The organism is Stutzerimonas chloritidismutans AW-1 (assembly GCF_000495915.1).
GTDB classification, from domain to species: domain Bacteria; phylum Pseudomonadota; class Gammaproteobacteria; order Pseudomonadales; family Pseudomonadaceae; genus Stutzerimonas; species Stutzerimonas chloritidismutans.
Genome location: NZ_AOFQ01000072.1, coordinates 1 through 18,216 on the forward strand (window position 1 = coordinate 1; position 18,216 = coordinate 18,216).

General features: G+C 58.0%; 13 protein-coding genes. 8 read left to right on the top strand and 5 right to left on the bottom strand.

Going from position 1 to position 18,216, the window contains the following annotated elements; translation table 11 throughout:
- Positions 1-402: 402 nt before the first annotated feature.
- On the bottom strand, positions 403-1,206 hold the full coding sequence (gene istB, locus F753_RS47055) for an IS21-like element ISPst3 family helper ATPase IstB (RefSeq protein WP_013983804.1): 804 nt from the start codon (positions 1,204-1,206) through the stop codon (positions 403-405).
- Positions 1,199-2,698 carry an IS21-like element ISPst3 family transposase gene (gene istA / locus F753_RS47060; protein ID WP_023444720.1) on the bottom strand — a complete coding sequence of 500 codons (1,500 nt, stop codon included), beginning with the start codon at positions 2,696-2,698 and terminating at the stop codon, positions 1,199-1,201. The genes istB and istA overlap by 8 nt, the downstream gene beginning before the upstream one ends.
- A gap of 325 nt (positions 2,699-3,023) precedes the next feature.
- Here istA and F753_RS47065 point away from each other — a divergent pair, with 325 nt between their 5' ends.
- From F753_RS47065 to F753_RS47070, 3 genes are all read left to right on the top strand, one after another.
- Entirely contained in the window at positions 3,024-3,785 is a 762-nt protein-coding gene (locus F753_RS47065; protein WP_156924057.1) for a hypothetical protein, read from the top strand.
- A gap of 85 nt (positions 3,786-3,870) precedes the next feature.
- On the top strand, positions 3,871-4,338 hold the full coding sequence (locus F753_RS49395) for a GNAT family N-acetyltransferase (protein ID WP_023447018.1): 468 nt from the start codon (positions 3,871-3,873) through the stop codon (positions 4,336-4,338).
- 432 nt (positions 4,339-4,770) lie between these two features.
- Positions 4,771-5,331, top strand: coding sequence for a recombinase family protein (locus F753_RS47070; protein ID WP_023447019.1), 561 nt, complete (start codon positions 4,771-4,773; stop codon positions 5,329-5,331).
- 351 nt (positions 5,332-5,682) lie between these two features.
- On the opposite strand, the gene F753_RS47075 is transcribed toward F753_RS47070, so the two are convergent.
- Positions 5,683-6,324, bottom strand: a complete 642-nt coding sequence (locus F753_RS47075) for a TetR family transcriptional regulator (protein WP_023447020.1) — start codon at positions 6,322-6,324, stop codon at positions 5,683-5,685.
- 11 nt (positions 6,325-6,335) lie between these two features.
- The gene (gene tbtR / locus F753_RS47080) at positions 6,336-7,121 is read right to left on the bottom strand and encodes a tribuytltin resistance regulator TbtR (protein ID WP_023447021.1); all 786 of its coding nucleotides are present in this window, start codon (positions 7,119-7,121) and stop codon (positions 6,336-6,338) included.
- A gap of 213 nt (positions 7,122-7,334) precedes the next feature.
- Between tbtR and F753_RS47085 the strand changes: the two genes are divergently transcribed.
- The 5 genes from F753_RS47085 (at position 7,335) to F753_RS49650 (ending at position 15,659) form a co-directional block, all read left to right on the top strand.
- Positions 7,335-8,483 (top strand): efflux RND transporter periplasmic adaptor subunit, encoded by a 1,149-nt coding sequence (locus tag F753_RS47085; RefSeq protein WP_023447022.1) that lies wholly within the window; start codon positions 7,335-7,337, stop codon positions 8,481-8,483.
- Between the two features lie 14 nt (positions 8,484-8,497).
- Positions 8,498-11,638: a multidrug efflux RND transporter permease subunit TbtB gene (gene tbtB / locus F753_RS47090; protein WP_023447023.1), complete on the top strand. Its 3,141-nt coding sequence runs from the start codon at positions 8,498-8,500 to the stop codon at positions 11,636-11,638.
- Positions 11,635-13,065: a multidrug efflux RND transporter outer membrane channel subunit TbtM gene (tbtM, locus tag F753_RS47095; protein WP_023447024.1), complete on the top strand. Its 1,431-nt coding sequence runs from the start codon at positions 11,635-11,637 to the stop codon at positions 13,063-13,065. Before tbtB ends, tbtM begins: the two co-directional genes overlap by 4 nt.
- A 42-nt stretch (positions 13,066-13,107) precedes the next feature.
- Positions 13,108-13,617, top strand: coding sequence for an acyloxyacyl hydrolase (locus F753_RS47100; protein ID WP_023447025.1), 510 nt, complete (start codon positions 13,108-13,110; stop codon positions 13,615-13,617).
- 491 nt (positions 13,618-14,108) lie between these two features.
- The gene (locus F753_RS49650; protein ID WP_023447027.1) at positions 14,109-15,659 is read left to right on the top strand and encodes a cell envelope integrity TolA family protein; all 1,551 of its coding nucleotides are present in this window, start codon (positions 14,109-14,111) and stop codon (positions 15,657-15,659) included.
- Between the two features lie 687 nt (positions 15,660-16,346).
- Here F753_RS49650 and F753_RS47105 read toward each other — a convergent pair.
- Positions 16,347-18,134 (bottom strand): DUF927 domain-containing protein, encoded by a 1,788-nt coding sequence (locus tag F753_RS47105; RefSeq protein WP_023447028.1) that lies wholly within the window; start codon positions 18,132-18,134, stop codon positions 16,347-16,349.
- Positions 18,135-18,216: the final 82 nt, after the last annotated feature.

An 18,216-nucleotide genomic window follows, 5' to 3' on the forward strand; every position in this document is an offset into this window, starting at 1 on the left:
AGCAACGACGCGGCTTACAGCGACTTTCCACTCTGACTTTCCACAGTGGAAAGCCGGACTTTCCACATTCATTGCTGAGGGTGGAAAGTGAGCGCCTGTTTCGGCGAGTGTGGAAACTGTTAAAGCCAGCTACGGCGGGGCCTCCAGCGACTTTCCACCCTCGTGAAACGTGTCATTTTCACTTTCCACCTACGATGAAAATCAGGGGTGTTGGCGCTGATGGAAAATTGACCCACCCTGCCGATTGAAATTTGACCCAGGGCGGATTGCTGATTTTGTTACCAGCAACTGTGGATAAGTCTACCAGCGCAGCTGCTTTTGAACCCACTCCCTCGCTGTCCCAGTTCAGCTGTTGAAGACCTGCCACATGCAGCCATGCAGCAGGCCGTCGTCACCATGAAATCAGAACGACTCATCGTCCTCCGGTTCCTGGCCGCCCTTACGCTTTCGCTCCCGTGATTTGATCTTGGCCTGGGCCGCCAAGCTACTGTGTTGCAGGCGATAGGACTCGTTACCGGTTTCGACGATGTGGCAGTGGTGGGTCAGCCGATCCAGCAGGGCGGTGGTCATCTTGGCGTCGCCGAACACGCTCGACCATTCGGCGAAGCTCAGGTTGGTGGTGATCACCACGCTGGTGTGTTCGTACAGCTTGGACAGCAGGTGAAACAGCAACGCACCGCCAGCCTGGCTGAACGGCAGATAACCCAGTTCGTCGAGGATGACCAGATCCATGCGCAGCAGTGCCTGGGCGATCCGCCCGGCTTTGCCGTCGTGTTTTTCGCGCTCCAGCAGATTGACCAGATCGACCGTGGAGTAGAAGCGCACGCGCTTGCCATGCCGGGTGATGCCGGACACGGCCAGCGCGGTGGCTAGGTGGGTTTTACCGGTGCCTGGCCCACCGATCAGCACCACGTTCTGCGCGGTGTCGGTAAAGGCCAGGCTGGCCAGCTCGCTGATCAGGCGTGCGTCGGCGCTAGAGGCGTTGAAATCGAAGCTGGCCAGATCGCGGTGCATCGGCAGCTTGGCCATGTTCATCTGGTGGCTCACCGAGCGCATGGCGCGATCTGTGTGCTCTTGTTCCAGCAGGTGTTCGAGCAGCCACTTGGACGAGGCTGTGTTCGACTCACCCTGTGCAGTTAACTCCGCCCAGGCCGTGGCCATGCCGTGCAGGCGCAGCTCCTTGAGTTCCGCCATCAAATCACGCATGACCGACCTCCTCGGCCTGGCCACGCAGGCGGTCGTAGCGCGCCGTGTTAGCGACGGGGGCTTCCTTGAGCGACAAGTGGGTTTCGACGCTGGGTGGTGGTTCGGTCGCGGCCAGGCGCGCCACGACATTGAGGATGTGTTCGGCGCTCAGGCTGCCGCTCTCCAGTACCAGCTCAACGGCTACCAGCACGGCATCGAGCCCGGCGACCGGTACGGCAGCCAGAACTTGCGCCATGATCCGGTCACCGCCGGCATGACGCCCCAGACCGTGCTTAAGCTGACGCAGCGGCGCCGGCAGATCAGCAAAGGGCGCGCCGTTGCGCAGCGCACCGGGCTTGCGTTCGATCAGCGGGAGGTAGTGCTGCCAGTCATAGCTGACCTGGTCGCGATCCAGCAAGCGGACATGGCTGGCGATCAGCGCGTCGTCAGCCACCACCTCGATTCGCGTCGGATACAAACGGCTGCTGACCCACTTACCCGCGTACTCACACGGCACCGAGTAGCGGTTGCGCCCGACGCTGACCAAGCAGGTGCTGGAGACCCGCGCAGGCCGCTCGACGTAACCGTCGAATGGCGCTGGCACAGGCATCAGTTCAGCGCGCTCCAACTCAAGCACTTCGGCCACACTCAGCCCGCTGTATTGAGGGTGCGTCAGCTCGTTCCAAAGCGCGCGGCAGCGCTGGCCCAGCCAGGCATTGAGTTCCTCGAAGGAGTGAAACTGACAGTCCTGGGCGTCTAGCCAGATACGCCTGCGGCTGTCTTGCACGTTCTTTTCAACGATGCCCTTTTCCCAACCAGCGGCGACGTTGCAGAAGTCCGGATCGAACAGGTAATGCGCGCACATCACCGCAAAGCGTGCATTCACCGCCCGGCCTTTGCCCTTATTGACCTTGTCGACGGCGGTCTTCATGTTGTCGTAGATGCCCCGGCGCGGCACGCCGCCCAAGGCGCCGAACGAGCGTGTATGGGCGTCAAATAACATCTCATGGCCCTGGCTCGGATACGCCACAAGCCAGAACGCACGGCTGGCACACAGCTTCAGATGTGCCACCTGCATACGCCGGTAAATGCCGCCGACCAGCAAGCCTTCCTCGCTCCAGTCAAACTGAAACGCCTCGCCAAGAGCAAAGGTCAGCGGCACAAAGGCCTGCGACGCCTTGCCCTGTCCCCCTCGCCAGGCACGGATAAACGCGGTGAGCTGGCTGTAGCCACCGTCATAACCATCGGCTTTGATTTGCGCCAACAGCGCCTTGGCACTGCGCCGCTGTTGCTTGGGGCGCAGCGAATCGGCTTTTAGCGCCTGCTCTAGCGTGACGTGAAAAGGGCTGAGTTTGTTAAAGATCGCGCGGCGTTGGTACACCGGCTGCTTGGCCTCAGGTGCTCTGACCCACTTGCGAATCGTGTTGCGCGCCAGCCCGGTGCGCTTGGCTATCTCATGCAGCGACAGCTTGTCGCGGAAATACATCCGCCGAATTTTGCCCATCATTTCCATACTGATCACCCTGTGTTCTCCTGCTCAAAAATTGAGCAGAAGCAGTTGAACACCTGGGTCAGTTTTCAGTCGGCAGAACAGCCTCTACTGGGTCAGTTTTCGGTCAGCGGCAACAGCTAGCGATCAGGATGGGGCTATTAATGTTTATTTTCCATTCAAGATAACTAAGGATAACTATCACCCGGGTCTGGGGGAGTTGGTATGCTCTAGGACTGACCTGATTCAAACGATATTCAATGCTAGGCATAAGTCAACGTGTAACAGTTCTAATGCGTCAGTTGACATCGAGTTTGAAAATAATAGGAAAGAAAAAGACATCCTCAGAGTGTTTACCCAGATATCCTGCAGTCCCGAAAATGGAGGGGTGAGGATAGTAGATACGGATGAAGGGTCCACGCTTTTGTTTCCGCTGGCACTTTTCAGAGTAACAAAGAAAACAGATTCCCCCGCTCTTGAGCAGACGAGCCACGATCAAGCGCTACCTGGTTATATTCGATTCCGAATCAAGCTGGGCGCGCAAGAGACGAAGGTGTTGTCTCAAAGTTATAAACATAGTGATAGCTTTATACTAAGTCGGTTGGAGTCAACGGAGATTGTCGACTTCAGGCTGAACGAGGTTCGAGATCTGCCTGGCATTGTGCAATCTAAAAACCTTATTGGTGCGGGAATCAAAAATATTCATTTTTTCCTGATACGTGAGGTCGATTCGGAATATAAGCAGGCCCACGCAAATTTCCATAGATGCAGGCTTTTAGAAAAAGAGCTCTGGAATGAATATTTAAGCTTGGAGCCTAAAGATAAGATGGCTCCCAAACAGATGCTTATTTATCACTGGAAAGAGCCCGGTAAGGTTGACAAGGAATCACCAGGAAAAACACAGGCTTCCATAGAGAAATTTACTGCGTTCGCCAAATTTAGCAAGATCACAGTTACCTATAAAAATCTGTGCCTCTTCTTGCTTTTTGCACTTGCAATAGGTGCGGTTTCTGGTGCTATAGGTAATGCGCTCTTTAACTTTGTTAAAAATGCTGGGGCGGCAGCAGTTGATCAGGTAATTTACTTACATGATGTACATTCCCAAAGATAATTCGCTTTTATAAAGTTCTTGCAAAAAGTAGAAGAAATGTTAAAATAATGTTTGGAAGACTATTTTTATTGTAGTGGAGAGAGAAATGATTGCAACTATGGTGAGGCCGGTCATACGCTATGATTATCTTAGCGCAATGAACGTTGACTTCATGTTCATTGCAAGCCATCTTTCAGCAGTTTCTCATCTTTACCCTGGATTTAAAGAATGGCTCTACTTCAAGTTTAAGCCGGAGTTTCTAAGTGGCTCGCGAGATATATTGGTTGCATACGACGGTAATAAAATTGCAGGACTGTCTTTACTGAAGTTTAGCAGTGTAGAGCATAAAATTTGTACTTTTTATATTATGCCGGAATATCGTGGCTTGAGCATCGGCCATGAGCTTATGGATAGGTCTCTTTCGCTTCTTTGTAGTCGAAATGTATTGATATCTGTGTCGGAAGAGCGAGAGGTTGAACTGTCTCGTGTTCTGAAAAGCTTTAAGTTCAATCTAGATCGTAAGATCGAAGGTGTATATCGTTCTGGAGTTTTCGAGAGCTTTTATTCAATTTAGATAGTCTTGAGTCTTCTCTTATAGCCCAGGGTATATACATGCTTTGGGCTTTTAATTGTTCAATCTCCTTCTAATTAATTTAAAAAGTTTCAATTCTAACCAATTGAAGCATTGTTTTTCCCTTTTTCCCTTTTTCCCTTCTTCCCTTCCGCCTCGCAAATTTTTTTGTCTGCTTCCTGCATCCACTTACCCGGATCGCTCTTGGATCGGCCGAGTACGTTTAATCATCGTGGAAAGAGGATAGATAAAATTCCTACTATAAATGCCCGCTTCTGGCCGGTGCCGTAATTCAGTGACCGCTTGACGTATACCCTAACCTGACACCCCGAAACGCAGCGAAAATCTGTCTGGATAGGGTTGGTTATCCAATAATTTGGCATCTGTCTGACTGCCTTTAGGATCTCAGCTATACACAATTTGCTGGGAGGTAGCATGCACGGACAACGCATTGGTTACATACGGGTCAGTACGCTCGATCAGAACCCGGATCGTCAACTGGAAGGCGTTCAGGTAAGCAAGGTGTTCATCGACAAAGCTTCCGGCAAAGACACCCAGCGTCCGCAGCTTGAAGCGTTGCTCAGTTACGTTCGTGAGGGCGACACTTTGGTCGTGCATAGCATGGACCGGTTAGCCCGTAACCTCGATGACTTGCGGCGCATGGTGCATCACCTCACCGGGCGGGGAGTGCGCATTGAGTTCGTGAAGGAATCGATGGCGTTTACTGGGGAAGATTCGCCAATGGCTAACCTGCTGCTATCGGTCATGGGGGCTTTCGCGGAATTCGAGCGGGCACTGATTCGTGAGCGGCAGCTAGAGGGTATTTCCCTGGCGAAACTGCGCGGCGTCTATCGAGGGAGGAAAAAAGCGCTGAGCGACAGCAGGATCCAAGAGCTGAGGCACCGCGTTGAAGCCCGTGAGCCAAAAGCTGCTCTGGCACGCGAGTTCGGCATCAGCCGAGCCACCCTCTATGAGTATCTGCGGGCTCCGGCGTAGCGAATACAACCTTATCCCTGGTAGGGAAAAGCTTCCCATCCAGGGGAAGAGCTTCAAACCCCCTCCATCTCAATGCCATTCTCGTCCAGCCAGCTCTTAAGCTGGGCGTAAATGGGTGTGGCGCGTTTTAGGTACAGGCCAACGCATAGAACCGTATAGAAACGTATAGCGGTTTAAATCAATCATTTTCCTGCAGCGTTTAGAGGCATCACCGCAGCTTGCGCTTGCGTGCGCCAGACAGTTTCGCTGCATACCATGCCCTTTCGAGATGCGCCGCCGACAGACCTCAATTACGTTGAACACTCTATCTAGTTCAAGACGTGGCTGGCGGCAGGTAAGAACTCCGCTCCCTCATGAGTTCGGGAAATTTTCTGATGCCACAGACACTTTTAACAAATGTTCAGGTGGCGACTTGATCAGACATAGCAGTGATTCGAGCACAGAACGTATTAGCGACTCTTTGTTCTCTGGCTGTTGCAGGCACTCATATAAAAGACCGCTGATAGCGCTTTGAAATAGCGCCTCGACCATTTCAAGATTTATGTCTGGAGAAATTTCTCCATTTCTAGAAGCGGACTCGAGGATGACTGCAATTTGCCGCATGAACTGCTTGCGGAGCCGTGTTAAGCCGTTCCGAATGATTCCGCATTCGCCTGTAGGTCCTTGAAGGAACATGATGCTCGAGAGCTTTCGAGCCGTGTCGTCGCCAATCGTATTCAGCAGAACGCGCGCCAGCCACGTCCATGCGTTGTCAAGGCAGGCATTGCGAGGCACCGGCTGTCGAAGCGGAATCGACAACTCGTCGAACAGCGCGTTCAAGATGGCGTGCTTGTCCTTGAAATGCCAATAGACCGCACCGCGTGTGACGCCCGCCATCTTGGCCACCGTCGCCAACGCGGCGTTATCGACCCCCTCATCCCAGAACACTTCATTGGCAGCCATGAGAATCTTGCGTCGGGTCAGCTCCGCTTCAGCGGCGGTTCGTCTGGCCATGCTTTCGCCTCTCAGGATGTATGCGTGGCGCGCCGACCGATCGCCCGCTCGACGCTCTGCTGGCAGCGACGCAGCGCCTGCTGAAATGGCTCACGTCGAGTCACTAGTCGCGCTGTCGGTCCGACGATTGCGATCGAGTACCGACCCAAATAGGTTTCCAGCGTGATCGCAAACGAGCTGAGTCCTTCAATCAGCTCGCCATGCTCTTCGGCAACGGCGCCCTCAGCGATCTGGCCGAGCTGCTCAAGCAGCGTAATCCGGTCAGGCGTGCATGGAGTTACGATCGGCAACGGGTCGGGCAGCAGCTGTTGCAGCCACTCATCGGCCAGGACCGCCAGCAGCGCCTTGCCGCTCGCAGTCGCGTAGGCCGGCGCCTTGATACCAATGGGAAACACGACACGTAGCTCACGCTCGGCCACGACGCGGTCGACCACGTAGGCTTTCGCGCCGACCAGCGTGCTGACGCAAACCGACTCGCCCAACTGCTCAGAGAGCTCAAGCATGTAGGGCTTGAGCAACGTGATGATGTCCGTCTGGGTCTGGCTGATCAACTGCCCGAGTGCCGGCCCCAGGCGGAAGCCGCCACTGGGGCCAAGGGTCTCGACCAGGTACTCGGCCTCCAGCGCGGTGATGATGCGCTGCACCGTGGAGCGGGGCAGGTCGACGATCTGCGCGATGGCGGCCAGGCTCAGTCCCTGGGGGTTGTCGCCCAGGGCCCGCATGATCGCTCCTGCGCGGGCGATTACCTGAATACCGTTGTGCCGGCCGGCTTCAGCGGCCTGGTCTGTCTGTGTCATGGCGTCCTCTTAATGTAATGCGCCCACTTGGGTTGGGGGCATTTTCCAGCAGCCTCGCAAGAGTGAACAGGCATTCTTTAACGCTGCGGACCGGAGTTGCCAGTGCTTTGTTCAGGCCTGTTACATATTCCGAACTGTCTCTACTGAATCGCATAGTGATACACTGGACTGCTATATGGTACAGACTTTGTGCATTTGAGGGAGAGGCAACAGGTGAATCACCGAAAAGCTAAATCGCGCGTATGGCATTCCATTCCGCTGGCGGCACTGCTGCTGGCCGGCTGCGTGGAGTCGGACAAGGCGCAAACCGCAGCGCCGCCGCCGGAAGTGGGGGTCTATCGGGTCGAGGCACAGGCGTTGACGCTGACCACCGATCTGCCTGGGCGCACCAGCGCCTACCGCATCGCCGAGGTCAGGCCGCAGGTAACCGGTATCCTCCAGCAGCGCCTGTTCACCGAAGGCACGGAAGTCAAGAAGGGCCAGCAGCTGTACCAAATCGATCCGCGCACCTACGAGGCGCGACTGGCGCGCGCCGAGGCCAACCTGACCACTGCCGAGAACCTAGCCCAGCGCTATGAACGGTTGCTTAAGACCAGCGCGGTTAGCCGCCAGCAATACGATGACGCCATGGCTGCGTGGAAGCAGGCTCAGGCCGAGGTGCAGGTCGCGCGCATTGACGTGCAGTACACCAAGGTGCTGGCGCCGATCTCCGGGCGCATCGGCCGTTCGGCCGTCACCGAGGGCGCGCTGGTCACCAATGGCCAGGTGCAGGAGCTGGCGACCGTTACCCAGCTCGATCCGATCTACGTCGACGTCAACCAGCCAATCACCAAGCTGCTCGGCCTGCGTCGCGCATTGGAATCAGGTCGCCTGCAAAGTTCTGGAGATAACCAGGCCGACGTCAGTCTGACGCTGGACGATGGTAGCGCCTACCGGCTGCCGGGCACCCTGAAGTTCTCCGAGGTCAGTGTCGACCCGACCACCGGCTCGGTGACCCTGCGCGCCGAGTTCCCCAACCCGGACCGCAAGTTGTTGCCGGGCATGTTCGTGCATGCGCTGCTCAAGGAAGGCACCCAGCAGGATGCGCTGCTGGTGCCGCAGCAGGCTGTGAGCCGCGATACACGCGGCGTTCCCAGCGTCTGGGTGGTCAAGCAGGACAACAGCGTCGAGAAGCGCGAAGTCGAGACCCTGCGCACCGTCGGTAATGCTTGGCTGATCGGCAAGGGCCTCGCCGACGGCGAACGTGTGATCACCGAAGGCACCCAGCACGCCCGCAGTGGCGTCACGGTAAAGCCGGTGGAGGCCAGCAACGTCCATCTGGTTTCCGAGTTTGGCGAGCCCACTGCCGCCACGGCCCACTGAGGAGCTAGACGTTCATGTCCCGTTTTTTCATCGACCGGCCGATCTTCGCCTGGGTGCTGGCCATTGTCGCCATGCTCGCCGGCGCGTTGTCGCTGGTGAAGATGCCCATCAGCCAGTATCCCAACATCGCCGCCCCGGCCGTCGCCATCGCTGTGTCCTATCCCGGCGCCTCGGCGCAGACCGTGCAGGACACCGTGGTGCAGGTGATCGAGCAGCAACTCAGCGGCCTCGACGGCTTCCGCTACATGTCCGCCGAAAGCGCCTCCGACGGCAGCATGACCATCATCGTGACCTTCGAGCAGGGCACCGACGCGGATATCGCCCAGGTCCAGGTGCAGAACAAACTGCAGCTGGCTACACCCAGGCTGCCTGAGGAAGTGCAGCGCCAAGGGCTGCGCGTGGTGAAGTACCAGAAGAACTTCTTCCTGATCATCGGGCTGGCGGACAGCACCGGCAAGATGAGCAACTTCGACCTCGGCAACGTGATCGCTTCGCAGTTGCAGGACCCGATTTCGCGCATCGACGGCGTGGGTGATTACATGCTGTTCGGCTCACCCAATGCCATGCGCATCTGGCTTGATCCGGCCAAGCTCAACAGTTACCACCTGACCCCAGGCGATGTTGCCGACGCCATCCGCGAGCAGAACGTACAGGTCTCCTCCGGCCAGCTCGGCGGTTTGCCGACCCGCACCGGTGTGCAGCTCAACGCCACGGTGCTGGGTAAGACTCGCATGACCACTCCTGCCGAATTCGAGGAGATCCTGGTCAAGGTCAAAACCGACGGCTCGCAAATCCGCGTCAAGGACGTGGCCCAGGTCGCGCTAGGTGCCGACAACTTCTCTATCTCGAGTACCCATAACGGCAAGCCTTCGGCCGGCCTGGCCTTGCGTCTGGCCTCCGGCGGCAACCTGCTCGAGACCGTAGAAGCCGTGAAGGCCGAGATGGAGAAGCAGAAAGCCTATCTGCCCGAAGGCATCGAGGTGTTCTACCCCTACGACACCACCCCCGTGGTAGAAGCCTCCATCAGCTCGGTAGTGCATACCATCGTCGAGGCGGTCGCCCTCGTCTTTCTGGTGATGTACCTATTCCTGCAGAACTTCCGCGCCACCCTGATTCCGACCCTGGCGGTGCCTGTCGTACTACTTGGCGCCTTCGCGCTGCTGCCTTATTTCGGACTCAGCATCAACGTGCTGACCATGTATGCGATGGTGCTGGCCATCGGTTTGCTGGTGGATGACGCCATCGTGGTGGTGGAAAACGTCGAGCGCCTGATGCACGAGGAAGGACTGACGCCACTGGAAGCCACGCGCAAATCCATGGGGCAGATCCAGGGTGCGCTGGTGGGCATCGGCCTGGTGCTGTCAGCGGTATTCGTGCCCATGGCCTTCTTCGGCGGTTCGGCGGGGATCATCTACAAGCAGTTCGCCGTGACCATCGTGCTCTGCATGAGCCTCTCGGTGCTGGTGGCGCTGATTTTCACCCCGGCGCTGTGCGCCACCATTCTGAAGAAGCCCAAGGGCGATGCCCACCACGAGAAAAAAGGCTTTTTCGGCTGGTTCAACCGTACCTTCGACCGCGGCACCAACCGCTTCGAGCGCGGTGTCGGCGGCATGCTAAAACATCGCGGCCGCTACCTGCTGGCCTTTATGTTGATCACCGCCGGCACTGGCTACCTGTTTACCCAGATTCCCAAGGCGTTCCTGCCCAACGAGGACCAGGGGTTGATTATGGTGGAGGTGCGGATGCCGGTGAATTCCTCCGCCGAACGCACTCAGGCAGTCCTGCAGGAAGTAAGCGATTACTTAGGTAGTGAAGAAGATCATCTGATCGACCATGTACTGAGCATCAATGGCTTCAACTTTGCCGGACGCGGCCAGAACTCGGGCCTGACGCTGCTCATGCTCAAGGACTGGAGTGTGCGCCAAGGCGACGGGGAGGATGTCTTTAGCCTGGCCGAGCGCGCCAACGCCCGCTTCGCCCAGATCAAGGACGCCACTGTAATGGCCTTTGTGCCGCCGGCAATTCTGGAAATGGGTAACGCCATGGGCTTCGACCTGTTCCTCCAGGACAACTCTGGCGTGGGCCACGCAGCGTTGATGGACGCGCGCAACCAGTTCCTGCAACTGGCAAACGGGCATCCACATCTGCGTGCGGTCCGCCCTAACGGCAAGGATGACGAGCCGCAATTTCAGGTTAACATCGACGACGAGAAGGCCCGCGCCCTGCAGGTCAGCATCGCCTCGATCAACGAGACCATGAGCGCCGCCTGGGGCTCGATGTATGTCAACGACTTCATCGACCAGGGACGCGTCAAGCGCGTGTACATCCAGGGCCAGGACGATTCGCGCATTTCGCCGGAAGACTTCGGCAAGTGGTACGTGCGCAACGCCCTGGGCGAGATGGTGCCGTTCTCGGCCTTCGCCACTGGCGAGTGGGTATTCGGCTCGCCCAAGCTGGAACGCTACGGTGGTATCTCCTCGGTGGAAATCCTCGGTGAGCCGGCGCCCGGCTATAGCACCGGCGACGCCATGGTCGCCATCGCCGAGATTATGAAGGAACTGCCCCCGGGCATTGGCCTGAGCTACACCGGCCTGTCCTACGAGGAAATCCAGACCGGTGACCAGGCGCCCATGCTTTATGCGCTGACTGTGCTAATCGTGTTCCTCTGCCTGGCTGCACTTTATGAAAGCTGGTCGGTACCGGTGTCGGTGATGATGGTGGTTCCGCTGGGCATTCTCGGCGCGGTACTTGCCACGCTGATGCGTGAACTGAACGCCGACGTCTACTTCCAGATTGGCCTGATGACCACGGTCGGCCTGTCGGCGAAGAACGCCATCCTCATCGTCGAGTTCGCCAAGGATTTGTATGAGAAGGAAGGCATGCCGCTGGTCGATGCTGCCGTTCATGCGGCCAGGCTGCGGCTGCGGCCGATCGTCATGACGTCCTTGGCATTCACCTTTGGCGTACTGCCTATGGCTCTGGCCAGTGGCGCGGGTGCCGGCAGCCAGCACTCGATCGCCACCGGTGTGGTCGGCGGGATGGTCACCGCCACCGTGCTCGCCGTGTTCTTCGTGCCGCTGTTCTACGTGGTAGTGGTCAAGTTGTTTGAAGGACGCAAGAAGGCTCAGGCCGATGGCGAAGGAGAATCCGCATGAGACTCAAGCATCTGACCGTCGCGATGACGCTGGCGCTGTCCGGCTGCAGCCTGATTCCTGACTACCAGCGCCCGGACATGCCGGTGCAGGCGCAGTGGCCGGAAGGCGCGGCCTATGAACAGGGCGCAGCGGCGAGCACCACTACCGCCGAGCTGGGCTGGAGGGAGTTCTTCGTCGATCCGACGCTTCAACGCCTGATCGGCATCTCGCTGGAGAACAACCGAGACCTGCGCCAGGCGGCACTGAACGTCGAAGCCTTCCGCGCGCAGTATCGCATCAGCCGTTCCGATCTATTCCCCAGCATCGGCATCGACGGCAGCGGTCAGCGCCAGCGTCTGCCGGCCGACCTGTCGAATACCGGCGAGGCGGATATCGCCAGCCAGTACGGTGTAACGCTTGGCGTCAGTGCCTACGAGCTGGACTTATTCGGACGCCTGCGCAGCTTGGAGGAAGGCGCGCTGGCGCGCTACCTGGCAACCGAGGAGGCGCAACGCAGCGTGCAGATCGGGTTGGTCAGCGAGGTCGCGATGGCCTACCTGACCTGGCGCACCGATCAGGGCCTGCTGGAGCTGACCCACGACACGCTCTACAGCTATGGCAAAAGCCTGAGCCTGGTGCAGGCCGCCCACGACGTTGGCACGGCATCGGCATTGGATGTGCGTCAGGCCCGCAGCCTGGTGGAGCAGGCGCGCGTGCAGTTCGCCCGCTATTCGCGCCTGGTCGCGCAGGATGCCAACCTGCTGCGTCTGTTGCTCGGCACCGAGCTGCCGGCCGATATCACGGATGAATCCGGCAGTGATCGCATGTTCGCAGAATTGCCGGTGGGCATGCCGGCCGACCTGCTGCTACGCCGCCCGGATATCATCGCAGCCGAGTTTCGCCTGCATGCGGCCAACGCCAACATTGGCGCAGCACGCGCGGCGTTCTTCCCGAGCATCCGCCTGACAGCCGCCGCCGGCACCCTGAGCGGTGAGCTAGATGGCCTGTTCGAGGGCGGTTCGGGCACCTGGAGTTTCATGCCACAGATCAACATCCCGATCTTCACCGCCGGCCGGCTCAAGGCCAACCTCGATTACGCCGAGGTGCAGAACGACATCAACATCGCCGAGTACGAACAGACCATCCAGACCGCATTCCGCGAAGTCGCCGATGGCCTGGCCGCACGCGGCACCTTCGAAGAACAGCTGCAGGCCCAGGCCGACCTGACCACTACCACCCAGGAATACCTGGAACTGGCGCAGCAGCGCTATGACGAGGGTGTCGACAACTACTTGGCCGTGCTCGATGCGCAACGCGAACTGTTCTCTGCCCAGCAACAGCTGCTCAGCGACCGACTGCTGCAGCTCAACAGCGAGGTGCAGCTGTTCCGAGCGCTCGGCGGCGGATGGACGGAGAACATCGCGCACCGCGACGAGTCCGCGCAATAAAAAGGCGGTCGGCGTTACGCCGGCCGCTATGACACCGTTTGATTGTTTTGGAAGCCAGAGGAGAAAAAGCATGAAAATCCGCTTCGCACTGCCGTTGGCAATCGCACTTCTGACCGGCACAGCCACCGCTGGCGCCGCCGAGTTTTCCGGCGCGCCGGCCTGGCGTTCGACTGGGACAAGACCTGGCTGAACAGCGGTACCGGCCAGCTAACCGGCTATTGGGACGCCGCCTATACCTACTGGGAGGGCGGTGACGACTACAGCGGTGCGCACTCGCTGTCCTTCGCCCCGGTGTTCGTCTATGAGTTCAGCGGCTTCAAATACACGCCCTTCTTCGAAGCCGGGATTGGCGTGGCATTCTTCTCCAAGACCGATGTCGGCGAGCAGCAATTGGGGTCCTCGTTCAACTTCGAAGACCGCATCGGCGCCGGCCTGAAGCTGCCGCACGAGCAAAAGGTCGGCATACGCGCCATCCATTATTCCAATGCCGGCATCAAACAGCCGAACGACGGAATCGAATCCTACTCATTGTTCTACAACAAAGCCTTCTGATATCTGGGGCTTCTGCGCCGGACGGAGTCGCAACGTGGTAATCACCTTGCCGCAATTGTCCCTTATACCTAGTACGTTGTGTCGCAGCGATTTCGTCTGCGCGCTGCCCTCTGTGTTGTTCCCCCGCAATTACTGATCATTCGTGACCTGTCGCACCGCCGCAAACTGCTGGTGAGCTCGTCTACAACTTAGAGGCGGTAACCTGATGGACTACGGAATATCGTCCAGTCGCAATTGGCAGCACATCAATGAGATCCGAACTCAGAAAAATGCCTGCCGCATGGTGCCGGCGGTGGAAGGGCGCTATCCGGCCAAGAGCGGGCGTTAAGGTTAGGAAAGTAAATCTGGCCCCTTTTGCCTTTTCCCACAGCCCCACGCTTTCTCGGATATGTAACGACAACTACTAATGCAGGCGAGCTTCCGCTGCTGGCAGAATGCTATGGTGTGTGTGCAAAGGAACCACAAACAGATGCTCTGAAAAGGAGTTCAGCATGAGTCCCAAGCTCTATCTCGTTCTGGTGCTGCTGGCGCTGGGTGCTTACCTTTTCTGGCTGACCCGTGAGCAACTGGCTGCGATGCAGACCAAGAAAAAGGCGATCGCCTACGGCAAGGCGGTGATGGCCGCCGTTGAAACGCATTACGTTGAGCTGAAAGACAAGTCGGTTTTGCTGGTCGAAGATAAGGGATATCAGGTCGTCGACGACTCGAAGTGGAAAGCTGAGCTCGACAAGTTCATCACTATGGTCGTCCGCCCGAAGGTCGAGGGTTTCATCAGAACCCGGGCCGATCAGGCTGTCTTCCACCAATTCGCCACGACCATGCTTCTCCAACTGTTGGACGGCGATGTGTTCCCCCGTCAGTTCCCAGTCGAAGAGTATGCAGCCGGCGCGATCCAGCCGGCCGGCGAGGCTGAAAAGTTGTTGATCCCGGCCCGCTGGCTTTTCTCGATAGTGTTCGTCGCCGTCGCGGTCTACACCGCCATCCACCAAGGCTGGCTGGGGGGCTTGCTGATGCTGGTTGCCGGCTTGGTGTTCAACCCGCTGACACACCAGAAAATGGTACAGAAAGCACCGTGGTACGACCGATACAATCTCGGAATTTGGGCGATTCTGGGCATCGTGTTACTGGCCAACATCTCCTACTTCCAGCATGCCCAGGCGGTCTACGACGAGAGCCAGGCCCTCCTTGCCGAACAGCAAAAGCAGCGGGCGATTGAGCAGCAGAGAGTTGCCGAGCAGCGTCGCGTGGATACCGAACAGAAAAGGCTGGCGGTAGAGGCTCAAGCCGCCAATGAGTTCGCGGCGAAGCGCTTAGAGGTCCTCGAAAACCTAAGTCGGGCTATCCAAGAAGAGCGATTTTCGGACGCGAAAGCGATCCTGGACAAGTACAGCGCGGTTTCTGATTCTGATCTGGTCGCGCTCAAGGGTGAATACGAACTGAAAAAGGAATTCTTCGAAACCAAGGAGGCCGCTGCCAAGGCCGAGCGGAAGCGCCAGGAGAACTACACCGCTCGCATCCGAGACTACGCGATCGACGAGTACACTTCGGCACAGTATCCGAAGCTCACGGCCAAATATCGAAGCCGGCTAACGGAGATTAAAAACTTCCGCCGCACAGCGGCTGAGCGCGTGATTGACAGCGGCAAATGCGACTACGTCGAGAATGTCCAGCTCAGCGACGAAAGCACGCTGCGATCACTCAAGTTCTTCATTGACTGCGCCAACGAGAACCGGATCTACCTGACCGAGGCTGACCTTAAGAGCGGTGCCGAGGTGCGTACACAGGCAGAAAACTCTTGGGACGAAGGTGAGGCCATTGTTGCGTGTAGGGACATGACGAAACGGAGCGCGACCATTCCGAGCTCGGTCAACTTCCACAGTTTCACTGGTACCAGTGCAACGACCGCCAAGACCACCGGGAACGTCCAGGTGCTTTTAAACTTTGATGCCAAGAACGTTTTTGGTACGGAGATCGGCTACACGGCGAGGTGCATCTTTGAGCCGCGTAAGCAGGGCAGCATCGAGATTTTCTTACGCGAATAACGCTGAGCGGCGAGTGTGCGGGCATTGCAAATGCATTCGGGGGTGACGACGCGCCGCCGTTATGAGCGCTGCTGCCCGGCCGCTTCTGGCCGACAATCGGCATCAGTAGGACCCCCTGTATGAGTACCTGCTGGCTTCGGCGTAGGGGGTACAGTCTGTCCCTGGTAGGGAAAAGCTTCCCAGCCAGAGGAGGAGTTCAGGTCCGGCACCGTGCCAGGGCACGCCTGGCTAGCGTAGGAAGAGTTTCCAGCTCCTGAAAGGCTGGCTGGCCAGGTCGAGGATCAATGGCTTGTTCAATTTCTACGGCGTTCATGTGGGCGGTTCCGGTCATTGCTGCCAAGGCTGCATCTGGGGCCACCATCCATGCAAAGAGGCGGCGGTGGTCGGAATCGATTGGAAGGCAGGCTCATGTGTAGACTTTAAGATGCGGCTGTCTGCAAGGAGACGGGCTTAGGTATATGTGCTTTATGAGCAGGGAGCACAGTGAGCACAGGGACAGCGCAGGAGTGGTGGGGCTTGTAGCGGTTCCCTATGCCGGCTTCCAGTAGGGAGCCGAGGGAGTAATTCCTTCTCTTATGTTCCCGGCGTTCCCTGTGCCGACCCGCTGGAGGAAGCAAGCGCAGACCCCATGAATACGGGCTGATCCCGCTGTTCCCTGCGTTCCCCCACCAAAATAGAACACTGCAACTAGCCAACATGCTCCAAGCGTGCCGGATCAATCCAATAGAGCCCTGGATTGCTGCCGTCCGGGAGCCGCTTCCTGTGCTGCAGCTTGCCTGGCTCCTTCTTGATGATCGCCCCCACAGAGTCCAGTGTGCGCAGCACACGAGTCAGCTCGAAGTCTTGGGTGGCATCCTGAAGGCCGCCGCGAGTGAATAGGTAGATGCGTCCGCTGGCGGTGCGCTCCCAATAGCCCGCGCGGTCACGAACAGCTTCTGCACCTACGGCTGTGGACTGAAAGCGGCTGCCGCCGTGGCGGTCGATGAAATCGGCGATGGCGCGCAGGATCTGCCGATCCTCGCTGGGACCTTCCCCACGCCCGGCCTGCCAGCTTTCAAAGAGCTCCACCATGCTGTTGGTCCCTTCGCCCTCGGTTAGCGGTAGCAAACCGTAGGTTGTGGCGAGCTCCAGCGCCAGAGCGAGGATCGCAAAATTCCTTGCTACGCGAGCAGCCTGGCTGGAGGTCGGGTGAAAGCGCTTCTGGATCGTATCCAGCAGGTCTGGCAGCTTTTCCGTATCGCCATGCTCGATCAGTCGCCGTACGAATGCTGGACCGGCGTGGCCATAGTGAACCCCGCTGGCCTTCTGGCGTGCATCGGACAGAGCCTGTCCACTGAGGTGATTGTGGAGGTTGTCCCAAGCACCGTAAGTTCGCCCTGCCGAAACCGTTACCAGACGAACTTCCTGACCGGCGCGGACAGGCTTTCCCGCCTCGCGCATCTTGGTTTCGAGCGTTATCTCACCACTCGACAGCAATATCGCTAGCCACCGGCGGATCTTGCGTGCAGCGCCGGTGGGCTCAGCACGCTGTTTCCCGACTCCATCCACGATGGCATATACCACCTCGCCCACGATGGCCGGATTGGCCTGTCCCAGCTCGTCGAGCGGCACAAGGCAATCGTTTCGCAGAGCAGATAGACCCTCCAAGCCGCTGCCTGAAGCAGCCCACTTCCGCATGAATTTGTTTCCGTGCCCCCAGACCGAAGCGGCACACATCACGATGGTGGTTTTTCCGTTGGAACTGTCCCAGAGCAGGTGAAAGCCGCACCCTGAGTAAACTCGTAGAGGCGCTAGCAGCGTGCCCGCAAGTGACGCGCCAATGCCCAACTGAAAAAGTGGATTGCCCGGCAGGATTGCGCTGATGGACTGCTGCCAGCCTTCTAGTGTGCCGGCTTTGCCGTACTCACCATTCGACGAGCTTTCGGACTGAAAAATCGCATCACCCGTGCCGACGCTTTCGAGCGGGGTGACGAAAAGCTTATCGCCGAGCCAACCCGTTGTTGCGGTGGAGATGACCCGGCTCTGCGGGTGCTGGCTGGCGATGTAACTCACGATTTCTCGTTGTTGAGAGTGGTCGATTTTGAGCCCCCGATTGAACAGGGTAGAAACGATCCGCTCCGGCCGGCCAGCAAGAAGCTCGGAGGGCAAGGCCCACGAAAGCTCTTTGCCATCCAAATTAGTAAAACGGAGCAACCGGCCGTAACCTTCGCTGCACGTTGAGTTGCGGGTAATCGCGTCCACATGCAACGGGCCGCACAGCCATTCGTGGCGGGCGGTTTCTTCACCCTCTTCTGTCCTGGTGCTGTAGTGCATCCAGACACCTGGATAGAACCGCTGTCCGTTATAGGTGATCTCAGTGTCGTGCACGCTGTAGCCGTTTTTTGGAATAGCGATTTTTGTAGCTGCCGGGGCCAGCGGGGTGACGTTAATAGTCGCGCAGGATCGTGTCTTGGGCTGTTTCTCTGAGGCGTTCATACCGTATTCCTCATTTTTCGGGCGCAAGGGAGCCCGCAAAGCCATAAATGACTGGCTTCGATAGAAAAAAGATTGGGACGGC

Coding starts and splice junctions, on each gene's coding strand:
- tbtM (WP_023447024.1), top strand. CDS start 11,635: ATGAGACTCAAGCATCTGACCGTCGCGATGACGCTGGCGCTGTCCGGC.
- tbtB (WP_023447023.1), top strand. CDS start 8,498: ATGTCCCGTTTTTTCATCGACCGGCCGATCTTCGCCTGGGTGCTGGCC.
- istA (WP_023444720.1), bottom strand. CDS start 2,698: ATGGAAATGATGGGCAAAATTCGGCGGATGTATTTCCGCGACAAGCTG.
- F753_RS47075 (WP_023447020.1), bottom strand. CDS start 6,324: ATGGCCAGACGAACCGCCGCTGAAGCGGAGCTGACCCGACGCAAGATT.
- istB (WP_013983804.1), bottom strand. CDS start 1,206: ATGCGTGATTTGATGGCGGAACTCAAGGAGCTGCGCCTGCACGGCATG.
- F753_RS47105 (WP_023447028.1), bottom strand. CDS start 18,134: ATGAACGCCTCAGAGAAACAGCCCAAGACACGATCCTGCGCGACTATT.
- F753_RS47070 (WP_023447019.1), top strand. CDS start 4,771: ATGCACGGACAACGCATTGGTTACATACGGGTCAGTACGCTCGATCAG.
- tbtR (WP_023447021.1), bottom strand. CDS start 7,121: ATGACACAGACAGACCAGGCCGCTGAAGCCGGCCGGCACAACGGTATT.
- F753_RS49395 (WP_023447018.1), top strand. CDS start 3,871: ATGATTGCAACTATGGTGAGGCCGGTCATACGCTATGATTATCTTAGC.
- F753_RS49650 (WP_023447027.1), top strand. CDS start 14,109: ATGAGTCCCAAGCTCTATCTCGTTCTGGTGCTGCTGGCGCTGGGTGCT.